This is a genomic window from Spinactinospora alkalitolerans, from assembly GCF_013408795.1.
Classification (GTDB): domain Bacteria; phylum Actinomycetota; class Actinomycetes; order Streptosporangiales; family Streptosporangiaceae; genus Spinactinospora; species Spinactinospora alkalitolerans.
In genome coordinates, this window is record NZ_JACCCC010000001.1 from 5,683,242 (window position 1) to 5,699,941 (window position 16,700).

A 16,700-nucleotide genomic window follows, 5' to 3' on the forward strand; every position below is an offset into this window, starting at 1 on the left:
GGTATGCGGTCTCGTCGGGTTTTCCGATCCGTTTGGGCTGTCGGGAGGCCCTTTCTATCCGTTCGGTCACCTCTTACCGCCTTTCGCGCCATGGGCTCGGCGCAGCCGGGTGAGAGCGAGTTCGGCGTATGCCGGGTTGACGTCGATGCCGACGGCGTGACGGTCAAGCTGGTGGGCGGCGAGCAGGGTGGTGCCGGCTCCGGCGAAGGGGTCGAGCACGGTGCCGCCTTCGCGGCATCCGGCTGCGATGGCGCGCAGCGGGATGTCGATGGGGAAAACTGCGAAGTGGGCTTGGCGGTAGGGGCGGGTGGGGATGGTCCAGACGTCACCGGGGTTACGGCCGTTGGGGTGTGCCGCGGCATGCCGGGTCCCGGTTGGTTGCATCTGCGTGCCGTGGGCCTTGCCGCGGAATGCCGGATCAGCGTCGGCGTACTTGCCGTCGGTACCCGAGCGGCGTCGGGCGCTGGGACCGGTACAGCCCTGGGTACCCCGGGTTCCGCCGATGGGCGGCCAGGTGGTGGTGATCGAGTTGCGCCGGGTGCCGCCGGTACGGCTGCGGCGCGGCAGTGTCCGGTCGTCGGTGTAGGGGCGGCGGATCGGGTCGAGGTCGAAGTGGTACCTCCTCTGCTTGACGAAGAGGAATATGTGCTCGTACCGGCAGGAGAGCCGGTCGGTCACCGATTCGGGCATGGCGTTGGGCTTGTGCCAGATGACGGCGTTGCGCAGGACCCAGTCGTGCGTTTGCAGTGCGAACGCCAGCCGCCACGGCAACCCGAGCAGGTTCTTGGGCGCCAAGTCCGAGGCCGGCCGGGTGAAGGGTTGCCGGTCGTGGAAGCCCTGGCCGCGTCGGCAGCCATCGGAGTTGGCGGCGTAGCGATCGCCGATGTTGATCCACAGGGTTCCGTCGTCGGCGAGCACGCGATGGACCTGATCGAAGGTCGTGCACAGGGTGTGGATGTAGTCCTCTGGACTGTCCTCGGCGCCGTACTGGTCGGGGTGTCCGTAGTCGCGTAGCCCCCAGTACGGGGGTGAGGTGACCACGCAGTCCACCGAGGCGTCGGGCATGCCGGAAAGCACGTCGTGGGCGTCGCCGACGAAGATGCGGGTGGCCTCGTCCTCGTGGTAGGGGATCGTCACGCCTCCACCTCCTCGGCCAGTCGGTCGACGGCGATGGCGTGGTAGGCGGGCTGGAGATCGATGCCGATTCCATGCCGACCGAGGTTGCGCGCGGCGACCAGGGTGGTGCCGCTGCCGGAGAACGGGTCCAGCACGGTGCCGCTCGGCGGGCATCCGGCGGCGATGCAGCGCTGGGGGATGTCGATGGGGAAACCGGCGTGATGGCCGTGCCGGCTCGGGCGGGTGCCGAGGGTCCAGACGTCGCCGGGATTGCGTCCCTGGGCGTGGTGGCTCTGCCCCGGGTCGAGGGTGTGTCGGGAGCCGACCGCGTCCCCGGTTTCGTAGGCGGTGTAGCGGTTGGAGCCTCGTTTGCGCGGGCCTTGATGAGGTTGACGGATCGGGTCGAGGTCGAAGAAGTATGAGCGCTGTTTGACCAGTAGGAACAGCAGTTCGTATCGGGTGGCGGGCCGATCGGTCACCGATTCGGGCATGGCGTTGGGCTTGTGCCACACGATCGCCGATCGCAGGATCCAGCCGTCGCCCTGAAGCGCGAACGCCACCCGCCAGGGGATGCCCACCAGGTTTTTCGGGGTGAGCCCGCGTTTCTCGCCGAATCCACGCGGCACGGTACGGGAGTTCGGAGTGCCGTCGAGAGCGCCGGGGTTGGTACGCGGACCGGGTGCGGCGGCGATGTGGGAGTCACCCAGGTTCAGCCACAGCGTTCCCCGGTCGGTCAGCACCCGGTGGATCTCGGCGAACACCGAGCGCAGGGTGTCGACGTAGCCGTTGAAGGTCTCCTCCAGCCCATACTGGCCCTCGACGCCGTAATCGCGTTTGCGCCAGTACGGCGGTGAGGTGACCACACAGTCGATCGAGGCATCGGGGAATTCGGTCAGGACGGTGCGGGCGTCGCCGTAGTAGAGCCGGACCCGACCGTCGTCGTAAGCCGGGGCGATCATGTGGCGTCACCGCCTCGCGTGCCGTTGTCGGCCTGGTCGTCGCGGCATGCCCACGGGGAGCCCTGGTCGGGGTCGGGTCCGGTGTCGGCGTCCAGGTCGGCCTCGGCCAGCGGGACCCGGTCGTGGTGGAGGTAGTAGGTGCTGCCGGACGGCATGCCGCGTGCTGCCGCGGCGGCATACCCGTGCCGGATCGCGGCGTCGACGGCCACGGCCTGCTCCCATGCGGCAGGGTCGGTCGCCTTCAACTCGGCCCAGGAGGAGTCCGAGCGGTTGGGGCAGGCGATGCACAGCGGGTCGAAGACATCGGCGAGGCCGCGCAGGAAGAGGAAGGCGCGGCAGTCCCGGCGGGTCCAGCCGATGTCGAGCAGCGGATAGGTGAAACGCAGACGCTCCGCCTCGGACCGTGTGGCGTGGGCGGCGTGGTCGACGCCGAGCCCGACCGCGCACTCGGCATCGGCGCCCTCCGGCGTTGCATCGGCGGCGAGGTTGCCGAGCAGCCGTTCGGCTTCGCTCTCGACGGCGCGGGGCCGGGAGCGCGCGCATCCGTTGGGCAGGCGGGCGAGGGTTCCATCGGCGTCTCGGCTGTGCAGCGGCAACGCCGGTGCGCGGCAGTGGTGTGCCGCAGTGGGGTGGCCTGCGGGGGTGTGGATGAGGCGGATTCCGGCGTCGGCGGCGATGCGCTTCAGTCGGCGTACGTGGGTATAGACCGCGGCCGGGTACCAGCCGGGGTCGGGAAAGACGGCGTAGTCGAAGCCGGGGATGGCGCCTTGGGCGGCCAGCAGCAGCAGTGCGCTGGAGCCGATGCCGGCGTCGAGGTGGAGCAGCCGCAGGCGGGGCTGCCCGCGATGCGGGCGGAGTCGGTCTGGGCTCATGCGCAGGTGTCGGCGGCGGCCGGGAAACGTCCTATCTGTATATGCAGAACAAGAGTGCCGTCTGCGCTCACCTTTTCGGCATCGGATTCCGCCGTGCGTACGCACCGCATGCGCACACGCCCGCGCTAACCGCCGTCTTCGCTTCGCCTTCCCTGCACCGACGGATTTCTACTCACGCATGATCTGCGCACTGTTCTCGCAGATCCATCGGCGAATATCGTGCGCGTTTTCTGCGTAATGCGCCATGGCTTCATGGAGGCTCCCGACAAGCGAGGGAGTTCACCGATGCCGTGTTCCACTCCGTTTTCCGTACTGCGCCGCTCGTTTGAACTGCTGGCCCGCGAACCCGGCGATCCGGTGCTCGATGTCGCCGACGTGCCCGGGGCTCCGCAGCAGACCGTCGGCGCCGCCGAGTTGGGGCGCTGGCTGCCTCATGCCTCGTCTGAGACCGCTGACGAGGTGTGGCGGCGCATGATCACCCGGATGCGCGGAGGCGATGCCGCCTGGACGGTGGTCGCCGCCGGGCTGGCGCTGCCCGGCCTGTACGGCGCGCGCAGACCGCTGCGCCACGGCCTGGGCGATGAGGTGGCCGACCTGGAAGCCGAGATGCTGACCGCGCTGGTGGCGCAGATGCGGGCCATGGCCCTGGAGCCCGCGGCGGTGTGCGGCCGGCTGCTTTATGCCGCGCGCAAGGCGGGCATGCGCTACCGCTACGCGCTGGACCGTTCCCGACGCCGGGAGCGCCACCGTGAGCCCACGGCCACCGAGGCGGTGGCGGCCTCGGCGCGCGGCCCGGTGACGGTGCTGGCCGAGGCCATCAAGGGCGGGGTGGTCAGTGCGCTGGAGGCCGAGCTGATCGCGCGGACCTACCTGGAGGGCCGGCCGCTCAACCGGGTCGCCCAGGAACTGGGCCTGTCCTACATCACCGCGCGCCGCCACCGCCGAGACGCCCAAGCCCGGCTCGTGCGCGCGGTGGCCGGAGAAAAAGCCGCCGCGTAGGTGAGCGCAGACGGCCCTCCAATTCTGCATCTATGAGTGAGAGCACTTAACAGCTCTCATCTGGAAGGGGCGGGGCACGGCCGAGGAACGTCCTTTGAAGAGTAGAGGCGAGACAGAAAAGGAGAGATCGGCGCACCCGCCCCTTCACCGACTGATCCGTGCTCCATTTTTGAGGTGACGGCTATGCCGGTCCCGAAAAAGCAGATTCCCGTATTCATCGTCCTCACCGCTGTGGTCGGCGTTGCCGTCTTCGGTGATGGCGCGCCGGTGCTGGCCGCCGAAGCCGAGCAGCCCGGGGTCTCCGATCTGGGTGAGGTCATCGACAACATCCGCAACTGGGTGGTGGGCCTGCTGGTGGCGCTGGCCACGCTGCTGCTGACCATCGGGGGCCTGCGCTACCTGCTGGCCGGCGGAGATCCCGGCGAGGTCAACAAGGCCAAGGACACCCTGAAGTACTCCGCGCTGGGTTACGGGGTGGCGCTGCTGGCGCCGCTGCTGGTGGAGATCCTGCGCGGCTTCATCGGGCTGGAGTAGGCCATGACCGCCCGAGCCCGATCCGGCATCGCCGTCGGCGCAGCGGCACTGCTCCTTGTGGCATCGGCCGTTGCCGGAATCGAGGCGGCAACCGCCGTCTCTGCCCCGGTTGCCGCCGCCCCGGCCGATGCGGAGCCGCCGCAGCCATCCCCCGGAGCCCCGCCCGAGCCGCCGCCGGAGGAAGAGCCTTCCCAACCCGAGCCCGGCCCTGAGCCTTCGCCCTCACCGGGTCCCGAGCCCGGCCCGCCGCCCGAGGACGATGGCGGGGAGCAGGAGGCGCCCGAGCCCGAGGGCCGGGAGTGCGGGATGTTCGACTACGCCTGCAAGGTCTCCCAGGCGTTCAACGGCTGGCTGGTCGGGGTGATCGCCGAGTTCGTCGACGCCAACCTGATGGTCGCGGCGACGGGGATGGTCACCACTCCCCCGCCGCCGCCCGGGATCGAGCAGGCGTGGTCGACGTCGCTGGCCGTGACCAACACCGTCTACGTGCTGGTGGTCACCGCAGCCGGAGTGCTGATGACGGCCTATCAGACGGTGCAGACCTCCGCGGGCGTCAAGGAGCTCGCACCGCGGCTGGTGCTGGGCTTCGTCGGCGCCAACGCCTCCTGGTTCCTGTGCGAACTGCTCGCCGACATCGGCAACGCGGTCTCGCTGCGCCTGCTCAGCGGCACCGCGACCCCGGACAACGTGGCCGAGACGATCGGGCGGATCCTGGAGGATCCGGTCGGTGAGCTGCTGATCGTGCTGCTGCTGTTCGCGGTGGCCGGCCTGCTCCAGCTGTTCTTTTTCTTCGCGCTGCTGATCCGCATCATGCTGTGGATCCTGCTGACCGCGGCCGCGCCGCTGGCGCTGGCCTGCCACGCCCTGCCCCAGACCGACGGACTGGCCCGGCTGTGGTGGCGCGCGATGGGCGCGCTGCTGCTCGTGCAGGTCACCCAGGCGCTGACCTTGCGGATCGCGATGACGATCTTCCTGTCCCGCGAGGACATGGACTTCATCGACCCCGAAGGCCTGGCCGGGTCACTGGCCGATGTCGGGGTGCTGATCTGCTGCATGTACATCCTGGTCCGAATCCCGTTCTGGGCGTTCAAGCGGGTGTTCAACTACCAGACCTCCCCCGTGCTCAAGGCCGCGAAGTTCGCGTTGAGCGTCCTGGTGCTGCGCAACATCGGCCGCGCCATGGCCGGGCGCGCCGCAGCCCGATCCGGTGGAGCAGGCGGTATCCGCCCCGGAGGACGCGGGGGCGGCGGTCCTGGAGGAGGCCGCCCGTGGGGTCCGCCCTCCGGCGGTGCGGGTCATCGCCGCTGGGGGCGCGGTAACCGCTATTGGGCCTCTCCCGGCTTCGCTCCCGGGTCGCCCCCAAGGCCGGCGCCGGGCGGCGGGATCTCCGGTGGCCCCGCGCGTGGTCTGTCCGGGCCCGCGCAGGGTTCCCCCGGATCCTCATCGCAGCGTTCTTCCGAGCGGTGGTCTTCCGGTTCCCGGGCTTCGGCATCGGGGTCTGCGCGGTCCGGGACGTCGGGGTCCGGGGCACGGTCCCAGCCGAAGTCCGGCCGCGGTTTCGGCTCCGGTGCATTCAATGCTCGACAGGCGCGGTCGGGCGGGCGGCACTTCCCCGGCGGCTACTCCCAGCACCGCCCCGATCCGCCGCCGCAGACCCCGCCCCCGGATCCTCGACGCCACCGCTCGATGCGTCCGGCCTACCGCCTGCACCCGCCCTCGACATCGAAGAACGTGCCGACTCCGCCGACGAGACCCATGGCGCCGCCGCGCACACCGCCTTCTGCTGCGCCTGCGCTGCAGAAGCGGCCGATCCGGCCCAAACCGCGCCACTACCAGCGCCCCGATCGCCGAAGGAGGTCGTGAATGCGTGTGCGGATGCCCGCCGATGTGGAACGCGAAGACAAGATCCTCGCCGGGCTGACCGCCCGCCAGCTCCTGATCATCGGCGCCCCGGCCATCGCGGTCTGGGCCGCCGTGAGCGGGCTGCAGGACGTCCTCCCTCTCCCGGTGCTGGCGGCGATCACGGTGCCGACCATGGGGATAGCGGTGGCCGCGGCACTGGTGCGCCGCGACGGCCTCGGCCTGGATCAATTCCTGCTGGCGGCGCTGCGTTTCCACCGCTTTCCCAAGCGCCGCGTCACCGGCATTCCCGCCCCGCTCGAGCTCCCGTCCTGGATCGGCGCCGAGCCCGAACCGCTGCCCGCCCCGCTGGATCTGCCGCTGGAGGCGATCGGCGACGACGGCGTGATCGACCTGGGCTCCCACGGCGCCGCGGTGATTCTGTCGTGCTCGACGGTGAACTTCGGGCTGCGAACCCCTGATGAGCAGGCCGCCCTGGTGACCGGGTTCGCCGGCTACCTCAACTCGCTGTCCACCCCGATCCAGGTGCTCGTGCGGGCGGAGTCGGTGCGGCTGGATCCGCTGATCGCCGCCCTGGACCGGGCGGCACCGGCCCTGCCGCATCCGGCACTGCAGAGTGCCGCAACCGATCACGCCGACTTCCTCACCGGGTTGGCCGAGACCCGTGACCTGCTCTACCGGCATGTGCTGCTGGTGCTGCGCGAACCCTCCGGGCAGGGGCGGCATGCCGCGGCAACCGTGAAGCGGCGTGCCGATGACGCGATCCGGGCGCTGGCCGCCGCCGGCAGCAGCGCGGCCGTGCTCGACGGGCCGCGGGCCGCCGCCGTGCTCGCCTCGGCGACCAACCCCACCCGTGCGGGTGCCGCGCCGCCGGAGGGCTTAGCTGCCCCGGACGCGGTGATTACCGGCCCCGAAACGCTGCGGGAGGCATGAGGATGGCGCTGTTCAGATCCCGGACAAAGCGATCGGCCAACCGCGGGGATGCGGTGGCGGCCGAGGTCGACATCGCGCCCCGCCGCATCCGCCTCGGCGATGGAGCGGCGGCGAGCTTCGTCGTCGTCGGCTACCCCGCCGAGGTCGGCTACGGCTGGCTGGAACCGCTGCTCACCTATCCGGGCCGTCTGGATGTGTCCCTGCACGTCGAGCCCGTCCCGCCCAACGTGGCCGCCGACAGGCTGCGCCGCCAGATGGCCCGGCTCGAGGCCTCCTCGCGCACCGGCGCGGAGAAGGGCAAGCTGGAGGACTTCGAGGCCGAGGGCGCCGCCGAAGACGCCCGCGACATGGCCTCCTCCCTGGCCCGCGGCGAGGGCAAGCTGTTCCGCGTCGGGCTGTACGTCACCGTCCACGCCACGACCGAGGAAGAGCTGGAGGAGGAGGTCGGCCACGTCCAGTCGCTGGCCTCCTCGATGCTGCTGGACGCCCGGCCCGCGACCTACCGCCAGCTCCACGGGTGGACCTCGTGCCTGCCGCTGGGCGTGGACCTGGTGGAGCAGCGCCGCAGCATGGACACCGCCGCCCTGTCGGCCTCCTACCCCTTCGCCAGCCCCGACCTGGCCGTGGAGGCCTCGCCCACCGCCGTGCTCTACGGTCTGAACTCCGACTCCTCCGGCGTGGTGGTCTGGGACCGCTGGGCCCTGGACACCTACAACACCGTCGTCCTGGCGCGCAGCGGCGCTGGCAAGTCCTACTTCTGCAAGCTGGATCTACTGCGGTCGATGTATGCCGGGGTGAGTGCCGCGGTCATCGACCCCGAAGACGAGTACTCCCGGCTCGCCGATGCGGTGGGCGCAACCGTGATCCGGCTCGGCGCGCCGGGCGTGCACCTCAACCCCCTCGATCTGGCCCTGGACCGATCAGCCAGACGCGATGCCCTGTCCCGCAGAGCGCTGTTCCTGCACACCCTGCTGGCGGTCATGCTCGGCGGCGCGCTCTCGCCCCACCAGCGCGCCGCCTTCGACCGAGCGCTGATCGCCACCTACCGCCAGGCCGGGATCACCGCCGACGAGCGCACCTGGAACCGGCCCGCGCCCCTGCTCGCCGACCTGGTCGCCACCTTGCAGAGCGAACCCGACGAGCACGCCCGGGACCTCGCCGTCCAGCTCGCCCCCTACACCACCGGCTCCCACCGCGAACTCTTCCGCGCCCCGACCAGCCGGCGCCCGCAGGGTCATCTCGTGTCCTGGAGTCTGCGGGACCTGCCTGAGGAGCTCAAGGCCATCGGCACACTGATGGCGCTGGACTCCATCTGGCGCACCGTCGCCGACTCCACACCGGATCACCCGCGCATGGTCCTGGTGGACGAGGGCTGGCTGCTGATGGCCGAGCCCGAAGGCGCCAAGTTCCTGTTCCGGCTGGCCAAGGCCGCCCGCAAACGCTGGGTCGGGCTCACGGTCGCCACCCAGGACGCCGCCGACGTCCTCGGCTCCGAGCTGGGCAAGGCCGTCGTGGCCAACTCCGCCACCCAAGTGCTGATGCGCCAAGCCCCGCAGGCCATCGACCAGATCACCGCCGCCTTCGGGCTCTCCGACGGCGAGCGGCAGCACCTGCTCACCGCCTCCCCCGGCGATGCCCTGCTGTGCAGCGGAGACCGGCGGGTCGCCTTCCAGGTGGTGGCCAGCGACTACGAGCACCAGCTCGTCACCACCAACCCCGCCGAACTCAATCTTCCCGATCGCCCCGACGGGACCGCCGACGCCGCCCTGGACGTCGACGGGCTCGATGAGGAGGACGACCTGCTGTGAACCTGCTGACCGACCTTGACGAGTTCCCCACCGCTCTGGCCGACCTCGTCATCAGCCTCATCACCGTCCACGGCTGGACGCTGCTACTGACCACCCTGGTCACCGTCGCCGTCCTCCTGGCGCTCCGGATGGTCGCCGGTTGGCTGCGGCACCGCGCATGGGCACGCCAGGCGCGACTGGTGGAGATCCTGCCGCCCCCTGACAGCGACCTGTCCGGCGCCGAGGCCCTGTGGACGCAGATGCTCGGGCTGCTGCGGCCCGCCTGGAAACGCCTGCTGTCGGGGCAGCCGCACGTGGTGTGGGAGTACGTCATGGACGCCCACGGGCTCCATGTGCGGCTGTGGGTCCCCGGCCCCACCCCGCCCGGCCTGGTCGAGCGCGCCGTCGAGGCGGCCTGGCCCGGCGCCGCGGCCACCGCCCGGCCCGTCCCGCCCCGCGCCACCGTGCGCACCCACGGCGGGCACCTGCGGCTGGCCCGCCCGGACCATTACCCCATCGCCGCCCAGCATGAGGACGACCCGATCCGTTCGCTGATCGGCGCGGCCGGCGCCCCCGCCCCCGCTGAGCAGGTGCTGGTGCAGGTGGCGGTGCGTCCGGTGACCGGGCGGCGGCTGCGCCGCGCCAACCGCGCCGCCGCCCAACTCAGGCAGGCGCACAGCGCAGGCGCCGGGGTGTTCGACGCCCTGACCCCCGGTGGCAGTCGGCGCAGCGCTTCACTGATGGCCCTGCGCCCCGAGGTCTCCGGCGAGATCCGTGCCATCCTGGCCAAGTCGACCGCGCCCAGGTTGGAGACCTGCGTCCGCTACCTCATCACCCACCCCGCTGAGGGCGCCGAGGGGCGGGAGCGGCGCCGGGGCCGCGCCCACGCCGTCGCCGCGGCGTTCGCGGTGTTCACCGGCTTCAACCACTACCGCCGCCGGTGGGTGCCATTGCTCGCCGACCGGCTGGCCCACGCCCGCTGGCTCGGCCACGGCGACCTGCTCTCAGCCAAAGAACTCGCCGCTGTGGCGCATCTGCCCGTCGACGAGACCGTGCCCGGCCTGGAGCGCGCTCCGGCCCGGCCCACCCCGCCCCCGCCCGGCATCGCCGCCGACGACCCCGGCACCCGGCTGCTCGGCCTCGCCGACGCGGCCGGGGCCCGCCCGATCGGGCTGCGGGTGGCCGACGCGCGCCACCACATGCACGTCATCGGCGGCACCGGGACCGGCAAGACCACCTTCCTGCTCAACATGATCCTCGACGACGTCGCCAAGGGCCGCGGCCTGGTCTTCATCGAGCCCAAGGGCGAATCCGACCACCTGCTCTCCCGCGTCCCCAAGGAGGCGGCCGACCAGATGGTGCTGATCGATCCCGACGACAACGCGCCCCCGCCCGCGCTCAACGTGCTCGCCGCCGGCCGCGGGGAGCGCGAGCGCTCCGCCGACATGGTCACCGGGATCTTCCGCCGGATCTTCGCCGACTCCTGGGGGCCGCGCACCGAGGACATCCTGCGCTCGGCCTGCCTCACCCTCGCCGGAACCGGCCACGCCGGCCTGGCCAACATCCCCCGCCTGCTGGAGAACGCCTCCTTCCGGCGCCGCGCCACCGCCAGTCTCGACGACCCCGTGCTGAAGGGCTTCTGGGGCTGGTTCGACGACCTGTCCGAGCCCGCCCGCGCCCACGCCACCGCCCCGCTGATGAACAAGCTCCGCAGCGTGCTGCTACGCGGCTTCGCCCGCGACCTGCTCGCCACCACCGACCGCGGACTCGACCTGCGCGCCCTGCTCGACGACGGCGCCGTCATCATCGCCCGCCTGCCCAAGGGCGTACTCGGCGAGGACACCTCATCCCTGCTCGGCTCGCTGCTGCTGGCCCAGGTGTGGAACGCGGTGCTCTCCCGCGCCCGCCAGGCCGAATCCGAGCGCCGCGACATCGGCATCTACCTGGACGAGTGCCAGAACTTCCTCACCCTGCCCTACGGCATCGACGACATGCTCGCCGAAGCCCGCGCCTACCGCGCAGGCCTGGTGCTGGCCCACCAGGACCTCTCCCAACTCCCCCGCGACCTACGCGAAGCCGTCTCCGCCAACGCCCGAAGCAAGGTCTTCTTCGACGTGAGCCCCGAAGACGCCCGCAGTCTCGCCCGCCATGTGCGGCCCAACCTCGCCGAGCACGACCTGTCCCACCTGGCCGCCTACCAGGCCGCCGCCCGCCTGGTCTCCGGCGGGGCGCTGTCTCCCTCCTTCACGCTGCGCACCCGCCCCCTCCCGCCACCGGCCAAGGGACGCGCCACCGCCGTACGCAAGACCGCCCGAGCCCACACCCAGCCCGCTCCATAGAAGGAAGGACACCGGCTCATGCGCGCACCCACCCGACCCGACCATCGCGGCCCCGTCCGCCCCCGCACCACGCCCGAGGCCATCCACCGGCTCATCGCCCGCCTCACCCCGCGCGACCTGCGCATCATGCGCCTGGTCCACGACCACCGGGTCTTCACCACCGACCAGCTCGCCCGCCTGGAGTTCGGCTCCTACAACACCGCCAAGAAACGCCTGCCCGTCCTCTACGCGTTGCGCGCGCTGGACCGCTTCCGCCCCTGGACCCCGGTGGGCACCGCGCCCTGGCACTACGTCCTCGACGCCCCCGGCGCCGAGATCCTCGCCGCCGAACACGGCCAGACCGCACGCGAGTTCGGCTACCGGCGCGACCGCGTCCTCACCCTCGCCTACCGCTCATCCCTCACCCACACCCTGGGCGTCAACGAGTTCTTCGTCGACCTGACGGCCCACACCCGCACCCACAGCACCCGCCTGGCCTGGCGCACCGCCCGCGACTGCGAGCACCAGTTCGGCGACATCGTCCGCCCCGACGCCGCCGGACGCTGGACCGACGCCAATAAAGCCATCGACTTCTTCCTGGAATACGACACCGGCACCGAGCCGCTGCGCCGCCTGGAGGCCAAGCTCGACGCCTACCACGAACTCGCCCGGCTCACCGGCAACCGCGGCATCGTGCTGTTCCGGCTGCCCTCGGCCAAACGCGCGGACAACCTGCACCACCGCATCCCCCGCCCACCCGTGCCCACCGCCACCGCGATCCACGGCACCCACCCCGCCCACAAGGTGTGGACGCCCCTGGGCTCCTCCACACCGCGCCGACTGATCGACCTGAACGACAGCAGGGCAGAGCAGGCGTTCCCGCCCGGATGGCCGGAGGCCGACGTTGGCTAGCCCCGGCTGCCTGGCCGGCCTCACCGTCCCCCTCGTTCTGATCGGCCTCGCCTTCTCCGCCGTCACCACCGTCCTCGACGACCACGACACCCAGGCCGCGCCCGCCCACGTCGACGGCATCCCCGACACGCTGCTCGACGCCTACGTCCGCGCCGCCCAAGCGCTGGAAGGCATGGAGCCCCAGTGCACCGGGATGCGCTGGCAGATCCTGGCCGGCATCGGCAAGATCGAATCCAGCCTGCTCGCCGGCCACGACATCGCACCCAACGGCGACGTCTCACCGCCGATGATCGGACCCCGCCTGGACGGCACCGGCAACGGCGGCAACCTCACCCCCCACTACGACACCGACAACGGCCGCTACGACGGCGACACCGAATACGACCGCGCCGTCGGGCCCAACCAGCACCTGCCCTCGGGCTGGGACACCTACGGCGCCGACGGCAACGGCGACGGCGAAAAGAACCCGCACAACGCCTACGACTCCGCCCTGGCCAGCGCGAGGGAACTGTGCCTGAGTGCAGGCGAGGGCGGCGTCGACTTCACCGACCGCGCCCAGCTCTCCGACACCCTGTTCCGCTACAACCACTCCCGCACCTACGTCGCCGACGTCCTGGACGCCATCGACACCTTCGACGCGCTGCCACCCCTCACCGACGACGGAACGGGCAGCCGACAAGGCCGTAAAGCGGTGGAATGGGCGCTGCGCCAGGTCGGCAAACCCTACATCTGGGGCGGCGTCGGACCGGCGGGCTTCGACTGCTCCGGGCTCACCATGAAGGCCTGGCAGGCCGCCGGCGTGGGCATCCCCCGCGTCACCACCGACCAGTACCACGCCGGCCAACGCGTCAGCCTCGACCAACTCCAACCCGGAGACCTGCTCTTCTACGACACCACCGACCTGGGCGCCCCCGGCCCCGCCCCCAGCCACGTCACCATGTACATCGGCGACGGACAGATGATCAACGCCCCCTCCACCGGCAGCGATGTCCGTACCGAGTCGATCGAGAGCGAGCTCTACTCCCCACGGTTCATGGGAGCAGTCAGACTAGGCACATCAGTGAGGGACATCAGATGACGAGACATTACTTCGGGGACCGTTCTTGCCAGGGTCAGCCCTTCGGATGTGCACCGTCAGAACGAGGAGGACGGTACTCATCCCCGAGTCCCAATCGGGTGAGGAGTTCCCACATCAACAGCTCAAACATCGGTTCCTGGTCGGCGATCAGCGGCGTGAAGTGGTCGAACACCTCCAGCGCGACCGCTCCATAAATCGACCGCCAACAGGAGAGGAAGACGACGAGCGCCCCGAGCGGCATGTCCACACCGGTTGACTTGCGGTAATCCGCCATCTGTTGACGTAAAAGCGGATCGAGCTCGTCATCGTCCAAGATCTCGTATGGGCGGGTGGACCAGAGCCTCAGGAAAATCGGGCCCCAGACTGCGGCAAGCTGGAGCACCCAGTCGCTGGTCACATCTTCGTGGGCTTTCCCCGCAGCCGATGTTGGCGTGCCGAACAGCAGGCTGAACTCCTGGCGGTGGTCGAGCGACCACCGCCGGAAGCCCCGGCACGGCGCGATCAGACGCGTGGCGATGTCGTCCTCGGGCTGCGCATCCACCACGGCGTGCAGTTCACTCGTGAGCTCGGAGACGATGTCCCGGGCCGTGTACCGGACGATATCCGCCAAGTCGTCGAAGTGCCGGTAGAGAGCCGCCGGTGTCACCCCCACCTTGCGAGCGATCTCGGCGAGTGTGAGCGCCTCGATCCCTTGCTTGGTGATGATCTCCCGCGCAGCGGCCCGTACGTCTTCCGACATCTGCGCACGGAGGCGGTCACGCCGGGTCTCCGGACTCACTGCCTGCTTCCTCCCAGATTCCACCGACGACACCTCGCCGCCGGCTACAGACCGTTCCCACCGATCCCGCTTTGGAGGGGGCAGACGTGCCCGCCCCCTCCTTCCTACCATCGCCGTCACCTGCTGATGAGTGCGGCAACCACGATCAGCAGATACAACGCCGCGAAGATCGCAGGCACCCCTAGCTCGACCCGAGTGAGGGGCACATACCTCCGCCACGATTTGCCCTCTCCCAGCTCCAGCCACTCAGCGTCCCGGTAGGGCAGTGCGGGCAAACGCCGCTCGAGTTCGCCGATAACCCGGTATTTCGCCCCGTTGAGCTGTTTGTAGGAGAGGATCAGCAGGAACCATACCGCGCACTGACACACCGCGATCAGGCCGATTGGCACGACTCCCCAGACGGACACGCCTTTCAGCACCGAGGATCCGAAGGCACCCGCCATCGCGATGAGGGTCGCGTTGACCGTCAGGAAGAAGGTGTTGGTCAGGCTCCGGCGCGCGCTGACCCGATCCGCCATCTCGACGTACAGCCTGTACTGCTCAAGCACTGCAGCCTGGTATTTCTCACCTGCGGCCGTCACATAGTCCTCAGGGGTGACGGCACGATTCCACAGGCGGTCGGCGAGCCCTGGAACACCGTCGGTGACTTCTCGAACTCCTTGGGAGCCGGTCATGTCACCGGTTCTTTCTCGATCGGCCTCGTCGCCACGCCACCGGGTTCTCCAGCTGCCCGTGCGTGTTCGCCATGCTCCACCACCTGCAGGGCGAACTCCCGATTCGCCGGATTCCTGACGCTTGGGCGGACTTCTCGTACCTGAAGCGTCAGACGGTGGCCGAGGGAGACAGAGCCGTCCTGTATCGCCGTCCACAGCTCCGGAGGCATGTTCGAGTAGTGCAGGAGCCCTTTCTTACCGGGGTAGCCGTCCAGCTCGACCAGGACGAAGCCCCTGGACACCTCGATCCGGCACACGGTTCCCGGACCGCGCTCCCCGACCTTCGGGTAGTCGTCCGAAGAGGAGAGTGATGCGGACACGGTGGCCTGCTGCGCCAAGGCGAGCTGGATCTTCTGTCGGTCCGGGTCGACGTTGATGACGACGACCTCGACTTCGGTGCCCGGCTGCAGATCCGCTCCAGGGAGGTAACCGTTGACGTTATGGGCGACCGCGACGAACGCCCCTGCTTGTGTCCGGTTGACCACCCGGCTGGTGAAGACATGTCCCTGCGGGTACTCGGCTTTGAGGTTGGCCCACGGGTTCCGTTGCCCGACGCGCTGAGAGAACCGGCAGCGACCATCGGATTCCATGATGATCGTGCCGTCGAGCTCCCTGCCCACCTTGAACCGCGTGGTCATGTCCTTGGGGATCTCACGCCGGTAATCCACATCGTCCTTACGCATTTCAGCGATCCGGCGGTTGTGAAGGTCGCGGACGATCACGCATTCCGGATCGACCGCCACGATCTCGGCATGGCTCGGCTCAGCGTGGCCTTCAAGGGGCTTGAGCGTCATCTCAGCCGAGGCCGGCTCGCTGAGAGCCTGGCGTAGCTGATCTTTGAGCTCCCGACTCATCTTCGAAGTACCCATTCCATGGAAGGAGTAGATGATCGGGCGCAACAGCCCACGGACATCGGTCGGCACGTCTTCGAGGTTCTCGGCAAGAACGACCACGCGCTTGTGCAGGCACATCGCCCACCCGAACTCCAGCGCCACATCTGCGGAGCGTGTGGAGAAGTCGACGACGACGACACCCGCGCCCTGGACCCCTCGCCAGGCCGCCTCCAGGACCCCTTGGCCGGTGCCAAAGATGAGATCGGCACGGCGAGGAGTGAGGCCGAGGTCCATCGCCGCAGGTGCGTAGACATGCTCGTAGAGCTCTTGGAAGTCCTGCCGGCTTCCGTCGCTGATCGGTTTGGTCTCGTATGGCATCGCAAAGAAGACGACCTTGTCATCGGGATAGTCCGTTCGCTCCAGGTTGATCTTCTCCAAGGCTTCCCCTTCAATAATCAATGTAATGGTCAGCTACAAAGTAACGCCTATTTATAGAAGAAGATAGGGGTTTACCCGAAGTGGCCACTTAAAATAGTGACATTCCCTAAGAAAGCAGACATAAGGGCAGGTGAGCGGCAGCAGCCGATCCGGAATACGGGTCGATGCCCAGAAGCCGAGTGCAGCAAGCATGAAGTACGCCTCGACCGTCTACGGCGTTACTGAGCTACGCGTCACCTTGGTTTGAGCCTGAGCGGAGGGTTGCCGATTCAAGATCGTGAATCGCTGGTCATGGAGATCTCGGCTGGCAGCTCAAGGTGGAACTTACAAGCTCGCGACACCGACGCCACCGCACGGTAGCCTGGATAGTGGCCGTGATGATCTGTCTTGCTTGGTCGCTAGGCACGGAACGGCCCGAAGAACCGACCGGCGAGTCCGGTCGGTTCTTCGCTTTTTCGGGGCGTTACTCGGCGTCGTCTCCCTCTTTGGTGATGGTCTCGGAGGTGTCGGCGGCGGTCAGGATCGGCGAGATCCGGGAACGGGCCAGGTCCGGGCAGGGAGAGGGACGAG

The 16,700-nt window shown here is 69.5% G+C and carries 14 protein-coding genes; 8 read left to right on the plus strand and 6 right to left on the minus strand.

Annotated elements, in window-relative coordinates:
- Window positions 1–66 precede the first annotated feature (66 nt).
- Genes HDA32_RS31915 through HDA32_RS25355 form a run of 3 tightly spaced genes read right to left on the minus strand, consistent with a single transcriptional unit; the run spans window position 67 to window position 2,947 of the window.
- Entirely contained in the window at window positions 67–1,137 is a 1,071-nt protein-coding gene (locus tag HDA32_RS31915) for a DNA-methyltransferase (protein WP_179645558.1), read from the minus strand.
- Entirely contained in the window at window positions 1,134–2,075 is a 942-nt protein-coding gene (locus HDA32_RS25350; protein WP_179645559.1) for a DNA-methyltransferase, read from the minus strand. The genes HDA32_RS31915 and HDA32_RS25350 overlap by 4 nt, the downstream gene beginning before the upstream one ends.
- A complete protein-coding gene (locus HDA32_RS25355; RefSeq protein ID WP_179645560.1) occupies window positions 2,072–2,947 on the minus strand; it encodes a hypothetical protein in 876 nt (291 codons plus the stop codon). The genes HDA32_RS25350 and HDA32_RS25355 overlap by 4 nt, the downstream gene beginning before the upstream one ends.
- 285 nt (window positions 2,948–3,232) lie before the next feature.
- Here HDA32_RS25355 and HDA32_RS25360 point away from each other — a divergent pair, with 285 nt between their 5' ends.
- The 8 genes from HDA32_RS25360 to HDA32_RS25395 all read left to right on the plus strand — a co-directional run bounded on the left by HDA32_RS25360 (window position 3,233) and on the right by HDA32_RS25395 (window position 13,368).
- Window positions 3,233–3,946, plus strand: coding sequence for a hypothetical protein (locus HDA32_RS25360; protein WP_179645561.1), 714 nt, complete (start codon window positions 3,233–3,235; stop codon window positions 3,944–3,946).
- A 183-nt stretch (window positions 3,947–4,129) separates the two neighbouring features.
- On the plus strand, window positions 4,130–4,480 hold the full coding sequence (locus HDA32_RS25365) for a pilin (RefSeq protein WP_246334481.1): 351 nt from the start codon (window positions 4,130–4,132) through the stop codon (window positions 4,478–4,480).
- 306 nt (window positions 4,481–4,786) lie between these two features.
- Entirely contained in the window at window positions 4,787–6,343 is a 1,557-nt protein-coding gene (locus tag HDA32_RS25370; protein ID WP_179645562.1) for a TrbL/VirB6 family protein, read from the plus strand.
- On the plus strand, window positions 6,344–7,273 hold the full coding sequence (locus HDA32_RS25375) for a PrgI family protein (RefSeq protein ID WP_179645563.1): 930 nt from the start codon (window positions 6,344–6,346) through the stop codon (window positions 7,271–7,273).
- A gap of 2 nt (window positions 7,274–7,275) precedes the next feature.
- Window positions 7,276–9,081, plus strand: a complete 1,806-nt coding sequence (locus HDA32_RS25380; protein WP_246334483.1) for a VirB4 family type IV secretion system protein — start codon at window positions 7,276–7,278, stop codon at window positions 9,079–9,081.
- Window positions 9,078–11,399: a DUF8128 domain-containing protein gene (locus tag HDA32_RS25385; protein WP_179645564.1), complete on the plus strand. Its 2,322-nt coding sequence runs from the start codon at window positions 9,078–9,080 to the stop codon at window positions 11,397–11,399. The genes HDA32_RS25380 and HDA32_RS25385 overlap by 4 nt, the downstream gene beginning before the upstream one ends.
- Window positions 11,400–11,417: 18 nt before the next feature.
- Window positions 11,418–12,290, plus strand: coding sequence for a replication-relaxation family protein (locus HDA32_RS25390; protein WP_179645565.1), 873 nt, complete (start codon window positions 11,418–11,420; stop codon window positions 12,288–12,290).
- A complete protein-coding gene (locus HDA32_RS25395) occupies window positions 12,283–13,368 on the plus strand; it encodes a C40 family peptidase (protein WP_246334485.1) in 1,086 nt (361 codons plus the stop codon). Before HDA32_RS25390 ends, HDA32_RS25395 begins: the two co-directional genes overlap by 8 nt.
- 34 nt (window positions 13,369–13,402) lie before the next feature.
- Here HDA32_RS25395 and HDA32_RS25400 read toward each other — a convergent pair whose 3' ends face one another.
- The 3 genes from HDA32_RS25400 to HDA32_RS25410 form a co-directional block, all read right to left on the minus strand.
- The gene (locus HDA32_RS25400) at window positions 13,403–14,146 is read right to left on the minus strand and encodes a TetR/AcrR family transcriptional regulator (protein WP_218882593.1); all 744 of its coding nucleotides are present in this window, start codon (window positions 14,144–14,146) and stop codon (window positions 13,403–13,405) included.
- A gap of 116 nt (window positions 14,147–14,262) precedes the next feature.
- Window positions 14,263–14,820: a RipA family octameric membrane protein gene (locus tag HDA32_RS25405; protein WP_179645566.1), complete on the minus strand. Its 558-nt coding sequence runs from the start codon at window positions 14,818–14,820 to the stop codon at window positions 14,263–14,265.
- On the minus strand, window positions 14,817–16,130 hold the full coding sequence (locus tag HDA32_RS25410) for a hypothetical protein (protein WP_179645567.1): 1,314 nt from the start codon (window positions 16,128–16,130) through the stop codon (window positions 14,817–14,819). Before HDA32_RS25410 ends, HDA32_RS25405 begins: the two co-directional genes overlap by 4 nt.
- Window positions 16,131–16,700: the final 570 nt, after the last annotated feature.